16 protein-coding genes are annotated in these 16,164 nt (G+C 48.3%); 13 read left to right on the plus strand and 3 right to left on the minus strand.

The annotated features are described in order from the left end of the window. Window positions 1–2 precede the first annotated feature (2 nt). On the minus strand, window positions 3–293 hold the full coding sequence (locus HH196_RS01515; RefSeq protein WP_169450075.1) for a hypothetical protein: 291 nt from the start codon (window positions 291–293) through the stop codon (window positions 3–5). Window positions 294–433: 140 nt separating this feature from the next. Between HH196_RS01515 and HH196_RS01520 the strand changes: the two genes are divergently transcribed. Then, window positions 434–1,681 carry a lipoprotein-releasing ABC transporter permease subunit gene (locus tag HH196_RS01520; RefSeq protein ID WP_169450341.1) on the plus strand — a complete coding sequence of 416 codons (1,248 nt, stop codon included), beginning with the start codon at window positions 434–436 and terminating at the stop codon, window positions 1,679–1,681. Continuing rightward, window positions 1,674–2,348, plus strand: a complete 675-nt coding sequence (locus tag HH196_RS01525; RefSeq protein ID WP_169450342.1) for an ABC transporter ATP-binding protein — start codon at window positions 1,674–1,676, stop codon at window positions 2,346–2,348. The genes HH196_RS01520 and HH196_RS01525 overlap by 8 nt, the downstream gene beginning before the upstream one ends. A 19-nt stretch (window positions 2,349–2,367) precedes the next feature. On the opposite strand, the gene HH196_RS01530 is transcribed toward HH196_RS01525, so the two are convergent. Further along, on the minus strand, window positions 2,368–2,892 hold the full coding sequence (locus HH196_RS01530) for a DUF2062 domain-containing protein (protein WP_169450343.1): 525 nt from the start codon (window positions 2,890–2,892) through the stop codon (window positions 2,368–2,370). Window positions 2,893–3,022: 130 nt separating this feature from the next. Between HH196_RS01530 and HH196_RS01535 the strand changes: the two genes are divergently transcribed. Genes HH196_RS01535 through murB form a run of 8 tightly spaced genes read left to right on the plus strand, consistent with a single transcriptional unit; the run spans window position 3,023 to window position 9,771 of the window. Beyond that, the gene (locus tag HH196_RS01535; protein WP_169450344.1) at window positions 3,023–5,233 is read left to right on the plus strand and encodes a DNA internalization-related competence protein ComEC/Rec2; all 2,211 of its coding nucleotides are present in this window, start codon (window positions 3,023–3,025) and stop codon (window positions 5,231–5,233) included. Between the two features lie 59 nt (window positions 5,234–5,292). Next, entirely contained in the window at window positions 5,293–5,913 is a 621-nt protein-coding gene (locus HH196_RS01540) for a MotA/TolQ/ExbB proton channel family protein (protein ID WP_169450345.1), read from the plus strand. Window positions 5,914–5,915: 2 nt separating this feature from the next. After that, complete coding sequence (locus HH196_RS01545; protein ID WP_169450346.1) at window positions 5,916–6,326, plus strand: biopolymer transporter ExbD; 411 nt, start codon at window positions 5,916–5,918, stop codon at window positions 6,324–6,326. A gap of 1 nt (window position 6,327) precedes the next feature. Continuing rightward, window positions 6,328–7,332: a tetraacyldisaccharide 4'-kinase gene (gene lpxK, locus HH196_RS01550; RefSeq protein ID WP_169450347.1), complete on the plus strand. Its 1,005-nt coding sequence runs from the start codon at window positions 6,328–6,330 to the stop codon at window positions 7,330–7,332. Next, on the plus strand, window positions 7,322–7,510 hold the full coding sequence (locus HH196_RS01555; RefSeq protein WP_169450348.1) for a Trm112 family protein: 189 nt from the start codon (window positions 7,322–7,324) through the stop codon (window positions 7,508–7,510). Before lpxK ends, HH196_RS01555 begins: the two co-directional genes overlap by 11 nt. Window positions 7,511–7,512: 2 nt before the next feature. Next, complete coding sequence (gene kdsB, locus HH196_RS01560; protein WP_211160802.1) at window positions 7,513–8,277, plus strand: 3-deoxy-manno-octulosonate cytidylyltransferase; 765 nt, start codon at window positions 7,513–7,515, stop codon at window positions 8,275–8,277. A gap of 1 nt (window position 8,278) precedes the next feature. Then, window positions 8,279–8,758: a low molecular weight protein-tyrosine-phosphatase gene (locus HH196_RS01565; RefSeq protein ID WP_169450350.1), complete on the plus strand. Its 480-nt coding sequence runs from the start codon at window positions 8,279–8,281 to the stop codon at window positions 8,756–8,758. Beyond that, the gene (gene murB, locus HH196_RS01570; RefSeq protein ID WP_169450351.1) at window positions 8,755–9,771 is read left to right on the plus strand and encodes a UDP-N-acetylmuramate dehydrogenase; all 1,017 of its coding nucleotides are present in this window, start codon (window positions 8,755–8,757) and stop codon (window positions 9,769–9,771) included. The genes HH196_RS01565 and murB overlap by 4 nt, the downstream gene beginning before the upstream one ends. A gap of 71 nt (window positions 9,772–9,842) precedes the next feature. Here murB and rne read toward each other — a convergent pair whose 3' ends face one another. Beyond that, the gene (gene rne, locus HH196_RS01575; protein ID WP_169450352.1) at window positions 9,843–12,503 is read right to left on the minus strand and encodes a ribonuclease E; all 2,661 of its coding nucleotides are present in this window, start codon (window positions 12,501–12,503) and stop codon (window positions 9,843–9,845) included. A gap of 462 nt (window positions 12,504–12,965) precedes the next feature. On the opposite strand from rne, the gene rluC reads away from it, so the two are divergent. The 3 genes from rluC to cysB all read left to right on the plus strand — a co-directional run bounded on the left by rluC (window position 12,966) and on the right by cysB (window position 16,158). After that, window positions 12,966–13,922 (plus strand): 23S rRNA pseudouridine(955/2504/2580) synthase RluC, encoded by a 957-nt coding sequence (rluC, locus tag HH196_RS01580; RefSeq protein WP_169450353.1) that lies wholly within the window; start codon window positions 12,966–12,968, stop codon window positions 13,920–13,922. 46 nt (window positions 13,923–13,968) lie between these two features. Then, window positions 13,969–15,069 (plus strand): DNA-binding protein, encoded by a 1,101-nt coding sequence (locus tag HH196_RS01585; protein WP_169450354.1) that lies wholly within the window; start codon window positions 13,969–13,971, stop codon window positions 15,067–15,069. A gap of 117 nt (window positions 15,070–15,186) precedes the next feature. Then, window positions 15,187–16,158 carry an HTH-type transcriptional regulator CysB gene (cysB, locus tag HH196_RS01590; RefSeq protein WP_169450355.1) on the plus strand — a complete coding sequence of 324 codons (972 nt, stop codon included), beginning with the start codon at window positions 15,187–15,189 and terminating at the stop codon, window positions 16,156–16,158. The last annotated feature ends 6 nt before the right edge of the window (window positions 16,159–16,164 follow it).

Genomic DNA, 16,164 nt, shown 5'->3' on the forward strand with positions numbered 1-16,164 from the left:
AGCTACTTTTGCGTATTATCAGACTCGTTTTGGTAATAGCTGTCCTCGTAGTACTGCCCCTTGATGGCGAGTACCTTTTCAATCCAGCGGTTGAACAATTTCCAGATAAAAAAGCCGGGTGTCATCCAGATAATGATAGCGGCTGTAAATCCGGCGCCATTATGACTTGCGGGAAAGAGTTCGGTGATGGTTTGGAATAGGTCCATTTTTTGGCCCAATAGGTACCAAAGAATTAATCCAATAAAGCCAGCTCCGACGCCGATATGATGTACAATTTTATTGTTCAGTTTCATCTATTCTCACCTTGTCGAGTTGAGAGAATATAGATTCTGGATTTAAAAGAGTAGTTCTTAAAGCGAATAGGTTTCCGCGAGCCTTGATAATTGGTAAGTTAGAGGCTCTTCAAGCACGCATGAAAAAGGATTCTTAAACTGTGTTCACCCCGTTATCACTCTTCGTGGGCTGGCGTTATACGCGTGCAAATCGATCAAATCATTTTATTTCGTTCATATCCCTCGTCTCTACGCTCGGCTTAATGCTAGGCGTTGCTGCACTTATCGTTGTGCTCAGTGTCATGAACGGCTTCGACCGTGAACTAAAAGAGCGCATCTTGGGGATGGTGCCTCAGGCTTCGATTAACGGCTATGACGGTTCTTTGAGTAATTGGCAGCCGATCCGCGAGCAACTGCTAGTAGCCAAAGGTGTTGAAGGGGTAGCCCCATTTGTTCAAGCGCAGGGGATGTTAACCGCATCGGGACGCGTTCAACCCGTTTTGGTAACGGGTATTGACGCTGCACTGGAGGCGACTGTCTCTATTGCTGCCAATCAGATGAAGCAAGGCGACCTCAATTCACTGAAAGCGGGTGAGTACAATATAGTCTTGGGTGAACTATTAGCGCGTTTCTTGGGAGCTAACTTAGGCGATAAGGTGAATCTAGTACTACCTGAAGCCTCAGTGAGTGTTGCGGGCATTGTACCGCGTATGAAGCGCTTTACTGTGACAGGTATCTTCTCGGTAGGCGCTGAACTCGACGCTAACCTTGCCTATGTCGATATTGCAGATGCCGCGCGTTTAAAACGAATTCCAACGGGTGAAATTGAGGGGCTGCGTCTCAAGTTCGCTAATCTTTTTGATGCACCGAACACGGTTGTATCTCTAGCTCGTCAGCTCGATGCTAGAGTCTATACATCAGACTGGACTCGGACTCATGGCAACCTTTTCCAAGCGATTCAGTTAGAGAAGCGAATGATAGGCTTGCTGCTTTTCCTCATCGTTTTTGTAGCAGCGTTTAATATTGTATCTACGCTTGTGATGGTGGTGACCGACAAGCAGTCTGATATCGCAATTTTACGCACGCTGGGCGCAACACCGGGACGTATTCTTCGAATCTTCATGATTCAGGGCTCACTAATCGGATTCATTGGTACTCTGCTAGGTGCACTGTTAGGTGTCCTGCTTGCCCTGACAGTTTCAGACCTGGTCGCTTGGATTGAGAGCGTCTTTGGGATTCAATTCCTCTCGGCTGATGTCTACTTCATCAGTTACTTACCATCAGAACTACAAATGGGTGATCTGCTATTAATTATTGCGGTAAGTCTTGGGATTAGTCTGTTGGCAACACTCTACCCAGCTTGGCGTGCTGCTCGAGTTGAACCTGCGGAGGCCCTTCGTTATGAGTAACAGTGTATTGCAGGCGATAAATCTGGGCCGCAGCTTCAACGAAGCGGGGCAGACGCTATCTATTCTTGAAAACCTAAATCTTGATGTAAAAGCGGGAGAGCGTGTCGCAATCATCGGCTCCTCTGGGAGTGGTAAAAGTACACTGCTTAACCTACTAGCGGGCCTAGATACCCCAAGCAGTGGCGAAGTGCTAATTGGCGGCCAGTCGATTGCATTGATGAATGAGCAGCAGCGTGCGGCACTTCGTAATCGCCATTTAGGTTTCGTATTCCAGTTTCACCATCTGTTGCCTGAGTTCTCTGCATTGGAGAACGTCGCGATGCCGATGTTGTTAGGTGGAGTCTCAGTGGATGATGCATCATCGCGAGCACACACACTGTTGGAACAGGTTGGCTTAGCATCTAGAGCGTCACATCGTCCTGCTAAGTTGAGCGGTGGTGAGCGACAGCGTGTTGCAATTGCGCGTGCACTGGCTAATCAGCCCGATTGTGTATTGATGGATGAGCCAACCGGTAATCTCGATCCCAATACAGCTCGTGAGGTGGAGCAGCATTTAGCGATGCTAAATCAACATCAGGGCGTTGCTCAGATTATTGTAACCCACGATCACACACTGGCAGCCAAAATGGATAGAGTATTAACCCTAGTAGGTGGACAGCTAAGCTAACTAGCTCTTTACTAGCTAGCTAGCTAGTTTTGTTTTGGCGGATACGCAGTACGCGTTTCGCCCAGCGGCGGCGAACATGCCATACCCATACGCGGTTAATCACTACGTAGCTGATGCCAGCGAGTACAACCCCGCACAGAACTGAGCCAAACAACAGTGGCCACCAGATCGTTGCAATTTCAGATTGAATTGCAGCGAGCTCCCAATGCATCTCAACCGGTGGCGTTCCGAGAATCCAAGCCCCCAATTTATAGGTTGCATAGAAAATAGGCGGCATTGTTATTGGGTTGGTTAACCAAACTAAGCCCACAGAGATGGGAAGGTTAGAACCGATTAATATTGCCAACACAGCGGCAACTATCATCTGTCCTGGGATAGGCAGGAATGCACAAAAAATACCCACAAGAAAGGCTTTAGAGGCTGACTTTCGGGTTAGGTGCCAGAGGTCTGAGTTGTGTAGATGCGAGCCTAGCCAGCTCAAGTGCTTGTGGCTCTTGAGAACTTCTGGGTTAGGCATATAGCGTTTGAGTAATTTACGCGGCATATCTCTTCTTACTCACAGAGTCGCATCCATACGGTGAGTGGTGATTATGCCTACAAGATCAAGATAATCCAACTTACGAAAAGTTAAAGTTCTGCTAGGCTGATATAAAACACATTAGCTAGGATCAAGGATGATCTTCTACCTGCTAGGGCTATTTGCGGCTGCATGGATGCCATCGCTTAATGCAACTGCAATCGTTGCCCTGATAACGGCATTACTATCGGCGCTTACCCCTAAACCTTGGCGTAACCCTCTGCGTTTGCTTCTGATTGCGCTAGTGGTGAACTATATCTGGTCTGCGTATAGCCTAGCGCATCGCATTCCTCTCAATACCAAGCCTGTTGATGTTGAGCTGGCAGGCGAGATCATTAATCTTCAACCTGAAATTAATGATGGGTATAGGTCGCTGCTTATCAATTTAGATGTACCGCCTGCGGAATTACCAAATATCCGGCGCATCAAAGTGGGTCTGTATGACGCTAATCTGATAATCAAGGCGGGTGATAGGATCAATGCGACCGTCAGATTGAAGCCCCCTAATCGTTTTCGTAACGATGAAAGCCCAGATACAATTCTGCGCTCACTTCGCCAAGGGGTAGATACAACCGGATACATAAGAGAGGTTCATCAACTTAATGAATCCCCTAATTTTAGGCAGCTGATATTCGATCAATTAGGTGATCGCTTACACAAAAATGCGGTGCCAATCATAAGTGCTATTTTCCTGGGTGAGTCATCTCTGCTGGCCCAATCTGATTGGGCACTGCTTCGGCAGACCGGTACCATCCATCTTGCAGTTGTCAGCGGTATCCATTTAGCCGTGATAACACTTTCAATTTTACTAAGTATGAGAGGCGCCATATTTCTGCTCATCTATCTGGCCCCGCAAACTCGGGTCTCCTGGTTAGAGCGGTTGCCAATTCTACTATCGATGTTTGCTGCTACTGCCTATCTCTGGTTGGCAGGGGCTGGAATTCCACTGCAGCGTGCGTGGGTGATGGCTCTACTGCTCTTGGGTGGAATGTTATTTAAACGATCCCCCTCCGCAGTTAAGCGTCTACAAATAGCCTTAGTTGTTGTCACCCTGTTTGATCCCTTGGCTGTATTGGATCTCGGTTTCTGGCTCTCATTTGGATTGGTTTTCTTGTTGTTGGCGATGAATCGCTGGCGCCAAAACTACCCCTGGTGGCTATCGGTAATTCTAGTGCAGGTGCTTCTCACCTTATTGATGCTACCTCTGATCGTTGGCGGTACAGGGCAACTCACGCTAGTGGGAGTGGTTGCCAATATATGGGCTATTCCCTGGGTTTCACTTCTGCTCTATCTCTCACCCATTCTGTTTTTGCTTGGACAATTTACAGATCTGGCACTCTCCGTGGTTGAGTATTGGTCTATTGGTTTTTGGTCTGCGCTTAAATTGACCGCCACTATAGGCCTTTATACCGACTGGCCTTCATTAACACCCATAGCGCTGATGTTAGTTTTTATGGGTGTTTTGCTGCTTTTGCTGCCAACAGGTATTCGGCATTTTGGGTTGCTAATGTTAATGCCGTTAATTTTCCCTAGAGGGGAGTCTATGCAGAGTGGCGATTTCAAGATTGAGGTTTTGGACGTGGGGCAGGGGCAATCCCTGTGGATCCGCACGCAAAATCATCATCTTGTCTATGACCTTGGCGCTCGCTCGCAAAGCGGCTGGATGAGTGCCTCTATGACCTTGCTTCCAACGCTGCGTGCAGCGGGTGTAAATGAGGTCGATCTAATCATTAGTCACTCAGATGTGGATCATGCTGGTGGTTTCGATGCGCTTAAAGATGCGGTTACTTTGAGGAGTGTTACATCGGGTCAGCCAGAAAGAACTGGAGGTATGGTCTGTTCTAATCAGTTGGTTACACGTGATGGTGTGCAGTTTAGGACCTTGCATCTATCGGATGAAGAGAGTGATAACGACAACTCCTGCGTACTATTGGTGAATAATGGACAGTGCTCATTTCTTGTTGCGGGCGACCTCTCATCAGCAGCGGAGATTCGCTTGTTAAAGATGTATCAATTTCCAGCTATCACTTGGCTTCACCTGTCTCACCATGGAAGTCAGAGCTCAACTTCTGGTTACTGGTTAGATCAATTGAACCCCCAAGTGGCTTTGGTTTCGCGTGGGCTTAATAACCGTTTTAATCATCCCAATGAGCAGGTGTTAGGTAGAGTGAGTCGAAGGGGTATTGCGATTTTTGATACCGCAGTCGATGGGCAAATAAGCCTTATCGCGACTCAAAATAGATGTCGGGAAAGTCGATTTATTGAACGCGAGAGACGCTATTGGAACCAAGCAGCGTCGGGTGACTAGGAGTAACTTAGTGGCTGTGCTAGAGTCCGTTTAATAAGCTGTATTTCTGAGGTATTCCGTTGTTTGATCTAATCACCGCTGGCGGTTGGTTGATGATCCCCATCATTCTCTGCTCAATCGTCGCGCTCGCTATCTCCATTGAACGTCTACTTGCATTGCGTGCCGACAGAATCGTTCCGCCAGGACTTCTTGCAGATGTTTGGGGACTCTATAAGGGCTCAAAACTCACTGATGGGCGTCTGCGTGAAATTCGCCAGGCGAGTGCCTTGGGTACATTGGTTGTGACAGGTCTGGTCAATGCAAGACATGGTCGTGAAGCGATGAAGGCCTCGATCCAAGAGGCAGCAGGTGATGTAGTCCATCAGATGGAGCGCTACCTCAACACCTTAGGGACCATCAGTGTCATCACCCCTCTGCTAGGGTTGCTAGGAACCGTCATTGGTATGATCAAGGTCTTCTCACAGATTATGGTTGCTGGAACCGGCAATGCAAACCTACTGGCAGGTGGTATCTCCGAAGCGCTTTTAACGACTGCTGCTGGGTTGAGTGTCGCCATTCCTGCTCTCATCATGCATCGTTTCTTTCAGCGCAAAATCACCTCGTTGATTGTGGCTATGGAGCAGGAGTCCCTTAAGTTGGTCGACGTGATTCATGGGGATCGCGAGGTGGACTTTAAGTAACTATGCGATTTCCTCGCCAAACGACCGAAGAGGTCAGCATCAACTTAACTCCGCTTATCGACGTGGTGTTTCTTCTGCTGATCTTTTTTATGGTCTCGACAACCTTTTCGCGTGAGACGCGCTTGCAAATCGATCTTCCGCAAGCGAGTGATGCTGCGGAAGCTCGATATGAGGGTATAGAGGTGACTATTGATGCACAGGGTCGCTTCAGTGTAAATGATCAACTGCTCGTGAACAGCCAACCAAAAACACTTCATGCCGCCTTAATTAAGTTCAGCGAGGGTGAGTTCAACCAGCCACTTCGTATCTCTGCTGATGGGGTTACTCCACATCAATCGGTTGTGACTGCGATGGATGTCGCAGGGGCATTAGGCTTTAAACAGTTAAGTATCACAACGCGGGCAGGGGAGTGATATGTCATTAGAGCGTGCCTGGTATCAGCCAGCAGCTTGGCTCACACTGTTGCGTCCACTCTCACTGTTGTTTGGTTATTTAGCAAAACGTCGTCGTATACGTCTGAGTGCTGAAGCTCAGGGTCCTTGCAAACCAATTTTAATCATCGGAAATATCGCTGTTGGCGGTTCCGGCAAAACCCCTCTTATTCTTGCGCTAGCTGAGATAGCAAAGAGTCGTGGTATCAAGGTTGGTGTGATCAGTCGTGGATACGGTGGTCAAAGCAAGCACTACCCGTTAGCAGTTTCTCCATCGAGTAGTGCAGACCAGGTCGGTGATGAGCCGCTATTGATAGCGCGTAGGGCAGGTGTTCCAGTCGTAGTTGATCCTGATCGTGTCAGCGCAGCAAACTATTTAGCTGAAAACTTTCCAGTCGATCTGATTTTGAGTGATGACGGCTTGCAGCACTATGCCCTGAAGCGCAGCGCTGAGTGGATTGTTGTTGATGCAATGCGCGGTTTGGGTAATCAGAAACTATTACCTGAAGGACCTTTGCGAGAGCCAGTTAGCCGACTTAACGAGGCGGCCCTTGTGTTGCTCAATGGTGAGGGTGTGTTTGATTACCCTGGCGCTATAAGATTTAACTTAGTCCCAGATCAGCTTGTTTCCCTCAATACTGGTGATGCGCTGCCAGCCTCATTTGAGGTGCTGGGTTCGACTAGGGTGAATGCGGTAGCAGGTATTGGTGATCCGAATCGTTTTTTCAATACCCTAGAGCTACTTGGATTTAGCCTTAATCGCTACCCATTAAAAGATCATCAGAAAATTGATAGCGGCTTGTTAGCTCAAATTTCTAATGACCCTATAATTATGACTGAGAAAGATGCGGTAAAATGCGGATCAGAGATGCCAACCAACAGTTGGTATCTATCTGTTACAGCGCAGTTTGATGCAGCATCGGCAACACTATTAGCAGATACTTTATTAGATTTAATTAACGATTTCGGAGAACAACATGGATCCTAAACTGCTCGATATACTTGTCTGTCCAGTGAGTAAAGCTCCACTGGAGTGGGATAAAGAGAGCAACGAGTTGATCTGCCGTACAAGCGGTTTGGCTTACCCAATTCGTGATGGTATTCCGGTGATGCTTGAGTCTGAAGCACGCACCCTATCAAACGATGAGCGCCTACCGGAGGCTTGATCATGAGTTTTACGGTTGTTATTCCTGCCCGTTTTGCATCGACTCGATTTCCGGGTAAGCCGCTAGTTGAGCTAGCCGGTAAGCCGATGGTTCAGCATGTTTATGAGCGTTCGATGGAGAGTGGGGCAGATCGAGTGATCATCGCAACGGATGACCCACGCATTGAAGCAGCCGCAAAATCTTTTGGAGCTGAGGTTGTTATGACCTCTCCAGATCACCCCTCAGGTACTGACCGTCTGCAAGAGGTCGTATCCAAGTTACGCTTGGCGGACCATGAGATTGTCGTCAACGTGCAGGGCGATGAGCCATTGATTCCAGCTAAATTGATTAATCAGGTCGCAGATAATCTAGCAGCCCACCAGGATGCGGGTATCTCAACACTGGCTGAACCGATTGAGACCAAAAGTGATCTGTTAAACCCTAACGTGGTTAAAGTTGTTACCGATATCCGCGGCATGGCGCTCTACTTCTCACGCGCTCCCATTGCGTGGCCTCGCGATTTAATGGCGAGTGACAGCTTGCCTGAAGAGCTCCCTGCTCTATTTCCTTGGCGCAGGCATATTGGTATCTACGCCTACCGAGTGGGCTTTTTGAATGCCTACGTACAGTGGTCGCCAGCGCCTATAGAGAAAACGGAGTCACTTGAGCAGCTTCGCGCACTATTTAATGGTGTCTCCATTCACGTTGCCAACGCGGTTGAAGCGCCACCAGCAGGTGTCGATACGCCAGCCGATCTTGAGCGTTTGAAACGTTTGATGGAGGCCTAGTTTGTCTATCAAGGTCCTCTTTGTCTGTCTAGGTAACATTTGTCGATCTCCAACGGCAGATGCCGTGTTCCAGAAAAAAATAGCTGATCACGCCTGGTTATCAAAGCGTGTATCAATTGACTCTGCTGGAACCGCATCTTGGCATTTGGGTCGCTCTCCAGATCCGCGCTCTATCGCTGCCGGTAAAAGCCGTGGCTACGATCTCTCTCCTCTAAGAGCGCGCCAGGTAGTTGCTGAAGACTTCGAAACTTTTGACTACATTCTTGCGATGGATGAGTCGAATCTTAGTGACCTTAAAGCGATTCAGCCAAGCCAAGCTAAGGCTAAATTGAGTCTCTTCTTAGATTATGCCGAGGCCTCTGAAATGGAAGTGCCAGATCCCTACTACTCAGAGGGGGATAGTGGTTTTCATCATGTGATTGATCTAATTGAAGATGCTAGTGAGGGATTGATCGCTGAACTTGAGGCTCGTCTCGCTTGATCAAGTTTGAGCAGAACATCTCATTACAGGGTCTTAATACCCTCAATCTTCCTGCTGTGGCGGAGTACTTCGCTACACTTACCGACCCTGAGCAAGTCACTGAAATCGTAGAGTTTGCGCATAGCAATAATCTCTCCATTCTCTGGTTAGGGGGTGGGAGCAATCTTGTGCTTGCTGACCAGGTGCCTGGCTTGGTTGTGAAAATTGCCCTGAGTGGAGTTGATCTGTTAACCGAAGATGATGAGAAGGTTGTTGTTCGTGTAGGCGCAGGTGTCAATTGGCATCAATTTGTCGAGCAGAGTGTCGAAAATGGCTGGTTTGGTCTTGAGAACCTTGCATTGATTCCCGGTACTGTCGGTGCTGCGCCTGTTCAGAATATAGGTGCGTATGGAGCCGAGTTTGCTGACAGTTGTCACTCGGTTGAGGTGGTGGATCTCCTTGATCAATCACTACAACAACTCAAGGTAGAGCAGTGCCGATTTGGTTATCGCGATTCACTGTTTAAGCAAAATCCCGGTCGTTATCTCATCCTTAATGTGCAGCTTAAGTTGAGTAAACAATTTACCCCAAATCTTGGCTACACAGCGCTTGATAATCAGTTGCAAGCGATGGGTGTTGCTAGGCCGACTGCTGGGGATGTGTTTAATGCTGTTGTTCAGGTTCGCAGCTCAAAACTTCCCAATCCTGAAGAGCTTCCTAATGCAGGAAGTTTCTTTAAAAATCCTGTTGTCTCCGCCCAGCACTTTCAAAAGCTGAAAACTCGCTATCCATCCATGCCTAGCTATGCAGATGAGCTAGGGGTGAAATTGGCTGCGGGTTGGTTGATCGACCAGGCGGGTTTTAGAGGACTGCGTGATCATCATGTTGGGATGCATGCAGACCAAGCGTTGGTTCTGGTCAATCATAATGGCGCCACTCGAACCGATGTAGATCAATTCTCTGCTCGTGTTGCTGGCGCGGTCTTAGAGAAATTTGCAGTGCAGTTGGAACAGGAACCAGTTCCATATCCTTAATGGATAAAGTTGATATTGTAGATACGAAAAAGGCAGCCAATGGCTGCCTTTTTGATTGCTAGATCAGCAGATTACTCTGCTGCATCCTCTAGAGCTTGTTTGCGTTTAGCTCGTGGGTCGTTAGCTGCACGGCTACGGCGGCGAGGTTTAGGTGCTTCTTCAGCAGCTGATGGCTCTTCTTTCGCTGAAGGCTCTTCATCAGCTGATGGCTCTTCAGTCGCTGATGCTTCTTCAACCGCTGAGGGCTCTTCTGCTGCCGACTCTTCTGAAGTGGACACTTCAGAAGTCACTTCAACAGCTGCTTCAGCCTGAATTTCAACCTGTGATTCTACTACCTCAGATTCAACTGCTACTTCAGCGTTCTCTGCTACAGGCAGTTCCAGCTCACCTTGTACTTCTGTACTAGGGGTGTCAGTTGCAACACTCTCTTCAACAGCCGTTTCTGGTGCTTCGGTAGATGCTTCTGAGGTTAGATCGAACTCAGCCTGCTGTTCAGTTGATGCTTCAGTTGCCTGGACTTCAACAGTCTCGACCTCTACAGCTGAAGTTTCAGTGGTCACAGCTTCTGCTTCAGCGACGACTTCCACAGCGACCTCTTCAGGTTTGCTGAATAGCTCCTCTGGAATAGCAACGCTGCGTTCCGCTTCACGATCTTCGTTGGCACGGCGACGGCGACCACGGTTTTTACTGCGTTCTGGCTGATCTTTGTTGCCTTCGTTATTCTCGATAGAACCGTTTTCATTGGTTTCACCACGACGGCCACGGCCACCGCGACGGCGACGACGTGAACGGTTTGCGTTATCAGAGTCTTCCTCGTTACCGATTGGTGGGAGGTTGGTCTCTGCTTCAACAGTGATGATCTCATCAGAGTCACGGCGCTCATTACGACGACCATTTCCACGACGACGATCGTTGTTGTTGCCACGACGACGGTTACGGTTGTTGTTATTGCGAGAGTTGCGCTCTGAACGTTCTGATTTCTCTTTCTGTACAGGCTCCTCTTTCTTCTCGCCGAAGATTGCAGCAAGAATGCGAGAGAGTAGTGACGGTTTCTTAACTTTCGCTACTGTTTTAACAGGTGCTGGAGTTTCAGGTTTGGTCTCAGTTTCCACTGCTGCTGATGCAGGTGGTGGAGCCATTGATTTCAGTACACCTTGAACTGCAGCTTGCTCACGCGGTTTAGCAGCAACTGAAGTTGGCTCAACCTCTTCCTGAACTTCAGGTTGAAGTGTGTAGCTTGCATCATTGATGGTTGTCATCGTGTGGTCATCACGAAGGCGGACAACTTCGTAGTGCGGAGTCTCCATGTTCGGGTTTGGCACAACAACGATGCGAACACCGTGACGAAGTTCAACTTCATGAACCTGGTGACGTTTTTCGTTAAGTAGGTAGGTAGCAACGCTTACTGGAAGGATTGCACGGATCTGAGCGGTACGATCTTTAGCAGCCTCTTCTGCGATCAAACGCAGGATAGATAGTGCTAGAGACTCTGTATCGCGAATCGTGCCCTGGCCGTGACAGCGAGGACACACGTGACCGCGGCTCTCAGCAAGTGATGGACGTAGGCGCTGACGAGACATCTCAAGCAGACCAAAGCGAGAGATACGACCCATCTGAACACGCGCGCGGTCAAGTTTTAGTGCGTCGTTTAGACGCTTCTCAACTTCGCGCTGGTTTTTAATCGGCGTCATATCGATGAAGTCGATAACGACAAGGCCGCCCATGTCGCGAAGGCGAAGTTGGCGTGCGATCTCATCTGCTGCTTCTAGGTTGGTGTGAAGAGCTGTCTCTTCAATGTCACCGCCCTTAGTTGCGCGTGCAGAGTTGATATCGATAGAGACCATCGCTTCTGTTGGGTCGATAACAATAGAACCGCCAGATGGAAGTTTAACTTCACGCTCGAAAGCTGACTCGATCTGAGTCTCAATCTGGAAACGGTTGAATAGTGGTACAGACTCTTTGTACTGCTTGATGCGGCTTTCGTAGCTTGGCATTACCTGGCGAACGAATAGCTGAGCCTCTTCGAAGGTTTTAGTATCGTCGATAAGAACTTCGCCAATGTCAGCACGTAGGTAGTCACGAATTGCACGAATAACTACGTTGCTCTCCTGGTAGATCAGGAATGGAGCAGGACGGTCATCCACTTCAGTGATAGCAGTCCATACAGTAACTAGGTAGTTTAGGTCCCACTGCAGCTCTTCAGTAGAGCGGCCGATGCCGGCTGTACGAACGATAACGCCCATACCTTTTGGAATGTCTAGGCCGTTCATTGCATCTTTAAGCTCAGAACGCTCATCGCCTTCGATGCGACGTGAGATACCGCCAGCACGTGGGTTGTTTGGCATCAGAACCATGTATCGGCCAGCAAGGCTGATAAAGGTAGTAAGGGCAGCACCCTTGTTGCCACGCTCCTCTTTTTCTACCTGAACGATGACTTCAGAACCCTCTTTGATGAGGTCTCGGATGTTGGCACGCTGGCCACGTTCTGGTTGAGTTGCAAAGTACTCTTTGGCAATTTCTTTGAGGGGTAGGAAACCGTGACGATCTGCACCGTAATCTACGAATGCAGCTTCAAGGCTTGGCTCTACGCGACTAATACGGCCTTTATAAATATTGGCTTTCTTCTGTTCACGTGAGTTTGATTCGATATCCAGATCGTACATACGTTGGCCATCGACCAACGCTACGCGCAACTCTTCTGGTTGAGTTGCGTTAATGAGCATGCGTTTCATTGTAATTTCAATCTCTTAGCGCAACGCTCAGACTTTACGATGGGTCCTCTTTGGGTTCTCTTTTGGTCTTTATTGGCAATAACAAAAGCCCCCAGGCGATCTGCTCCGGGACGCTATGTTTGTTGTCAGCGGTGAAGGAAACACTAACCTATATCGTTATAAGTTCTAGCTGTTACTGCGACTCAGAAGGGTCGCAGGTTCCTGGTTAGTGTACGTCTCCACCTTCAACCAAAAGCGGGTTCCGCTTTTCGTAAAATTAGGCGTTACAACGTTAAATCTACCGCCACTTCTTGGTGGCGTTGTGGCTATCAGTGAGTCCGCGCAACCCGTTTTTTAGAGCACATTTTGGTGCTTTCTACCGGTCGTTGCAGGCGGTATTAATAAAAATAAAGCCTTCTGCTGATAGCGGCTGTAGAATATAGCAACTTCACACAATTTCAGCAATCGATTCATCTTAAGTTTATGTCTACAGAACAGCCCGCATCGGGTAGCTCCAGTAAAGTTCAATTTGTCACCATTGATGCCGATCAAGCGGGTCAGCGTATTGATAATTTTCTCCGCACTTTTCTTAAAGGGGCGCCTAAAACACTGATATATCGCTTGCTTCGTAAGGGTGAAATTCGTGTAAACAAAAAGAGAACCAAGCCTGACTATAAACTGCAAGCCCAGGATGAGATTCGTATTGCACCTATACGCCTGCCTGAGAAGGGTGAGGCAGCTCACGTTAGTGATAATCTCCTGGAGCTATTAGAGCGAGCAGTCCTGTTTGAAAACGACGCGTTGATGATCATCAATAAACCGTCTGGTTTAGCAGTTCATGGTGGTAGTGGTGTCTCATTGGGTTTGATCGAGGCTGTTCGCAAGCTTCGTCCAGATGCGCGGTTTTTAGAACTTGTACATCGACTCGATCGAGATACCTCGGGTTGTATCATGATCGCCAAAAAACGATCTTGGTTACGTTACCTTCATGAAGAGCTTCGTGAGCGTAGGGTGCATAAGATCTACAATGCCCTTGTGGTAGGTCGTTGGGAGTCTCGTCATAAGCGTATTGATGCGCCGCTGATTCGAGACGAGCTACGTTCAGGCGAGCGCTTGGTGAGAGTTGATGAATCAGGTAAGCCTTCGGTAACCGATTTCAAGGTGCTGCGCCGATTTGGTGACAGAGCAACATTGATCGAAGCGCGCCCTAAAACGGGTCGTACCCATCAAATTCGTGTACACACCCAATTTACTGGGCATCCCATTGTGGGCGATACTAAATACACGCCTGATGAGCAGAATATCGAATTTAAACAGATTGGGTTTCGTCGACTGATGCTTCATGCAGCGGGACTTGATCTTAATTTGCCAGATGGTGAAACTCTATCAGTGCGTGCTGCCTTAGATGACGCGTTACTAGAGTTAATGGATAAGTTGTAAATCCCCCAGTGTTTCGGGGAACCAAAGAGTTTTAAGGATTAATTGAATGGGTGATATTCAGTCACAAGTTGCGCAGTTAGCAGATCAGCTGTTGAGTGAGGGGGCTCTACCAACTCCTCAGATTCTTTCTGATCGTCTCGGTCTCTCCGCAGAAGAGGCCAAGACAGCAATAGAAGCTTGGGCTCACTCCTTGAAATCACAGCGTCTGCCTGAATTGCGTGCTGAAAGTAAATTGGCAAGTGCTGTTCCTGATGCACTCTCTAAAGGGCTACAGCAGATCTGGGAACTGGCTGTTCAGGAAGCACTGGCTGAAGTTAGGTCTGAACTTCACACCGAACGTATGGGTGATGAAGAGGAGCGAAAAGCTGCTCATGATATGGTGCGTGATGCTGAGTCTCTCTACCGTGATCTGGAAGTTAAGTACCGTGCCCAGAATCAGAATCTTGAGCGCACTGAACAAGCCGTGCGTGCGCTTGAGGCAGAGCTGAGCGTACTGAAGGCGAATATCGCCAGCGAAATTAATCAGCGCAAAAAGTCGGAACAGGAACGTTCTAACGCAGAAACAGAGCTGAATCAGATTCGTAAAATGTACGAAGAGGCTAAGAAGACCTTCGATAACCGCATTAAAACTGAACAGCAGCGCGCTCTTGAAAATGTGACTCGTGCCGAAGTAGAGGCGCGTCACTACCGTAATGCTCTTGAAAAGCTGCGTGATGAAGGTACTCGCAGCGAGTCAGAGATGACGCGCTCTATCCATGAAAACCAAGCGCAAATTGCCCGCAAAGATGCTCGCCTTGAGATGCAAGAGAAGACAATCAATGATCTTGAGGCTGAATTGGCAGAGCTGAAAGATGCAATGGGTAATGCAAGTCGTGATATCTCTAGCATCAACACACGCATGCTTCGTGAAAGTAATGCTAACCGTCGCCTAGAGTCACAGATTAAAGAGCGTGATGAGCAACTTCGTGTTCAGAATCAGAAGCTGACTGCCGCTACAACTGAGGCAGCAAAACGAGAAAGTACCCTGCGTCAGCAATTAAAAGAGAAGGATGAGAATCTGGCTCGCTCAAATGCGCGTATCAACACTCTAGAGAAGCGTATTACTCAACAGGAAGATCAGATTCGTCGTCTCAATGCTCGTCTTTAGTCGACAATTCAGCTATTAGTTTTGCCTTAGCTTATTCGATAGTGTTATATTTGACTCCGAATTTGATATTACGCCTTACATGCGGTGATTTGCCGTCGGTGAACTTCGGAGCCTTACATGAAACTTCAACAGCTGCGCTATATTTGGGAAGTATCGAAACACGATCTTAACGTCTCTGCTACAGCTCAGAGCCTCTATACTTCGCAGCCTGGTATCTCTAAGCAGATCCGTCTTCTGGAAGATGAGCTCGGTGTTGAGGTTTTTGCTCGAAGTGGTAAGCACCTGACGCGCGTTACCCCAGCTGGCAAAGCAATCCTTGAGATTTCCGGTGAGATTCTTCAGAAGGTCGATAGTATTCGTCAGATCGCCCAAGAGTTCAGTGATGAGCGTAAGGGTAGCCTCTCTGTAGCAACCACTCACACCCAGGCACGTTATGCGCTGCCGCCGGTTATAAATGAATTCATCAAGATGTACCCAGACGTGGCACTGCATATGCATCAGGGTACGCCTACACAAATTTCTGAAATGGCTGCGGATGGTACTGTCGACTTTGCAATCGCAACCGAAGCGATGGCAGGTTTCTCAGATCTGATCATGATGCCATGCTACAGCTGGAACCGCTCGGTGGTTGTTCCTAAAGACCACCCTCTGGCACAGGTTTCAAAACTGACTCTTGAAGAACTTGCCCAGTACCCAATCGTTACTTACACCTTTGGTTTCACTGGACGTGGTAAGCTGGACGAAGCGTTCCGTGAACGCGGCTTAGATCCTAAGGTTGTATTCACTGCTGTGGATACTGATGTTATCAAGACATACGTACGCCTTGGTCTAGGTGTTGGTGTTATCGCCAGCATGGCGGTTGATGAACAAGACTCAGACCTTGTTGCTATTGATGCTTCACACCTCTTTGAAGATAGCGTTACGCGCATCGGTTTCCGTCGCGGTACCTTCCTTCGTGGCTACATGTTCGACTTCATCGAGAAGTTTGCACCGCATCTAACTCAAGATGTTGTTGAGAAAGTGCAGGCGTGTAGTGGTCGTCCTGAAATCGATGAGATGTTCAAAGATTTCCAGATTCCGCGTTACTAATCACTT

It is taken from the genome of Marinobacterium sp. LSUCC0821, from assembly GCF_012848475.1.
GTDB lineage: Bacteria > Pseudomonadota > Gammaproteobacteria > Pseudomonadales > Balneatricaceae > Marinobacterium_E.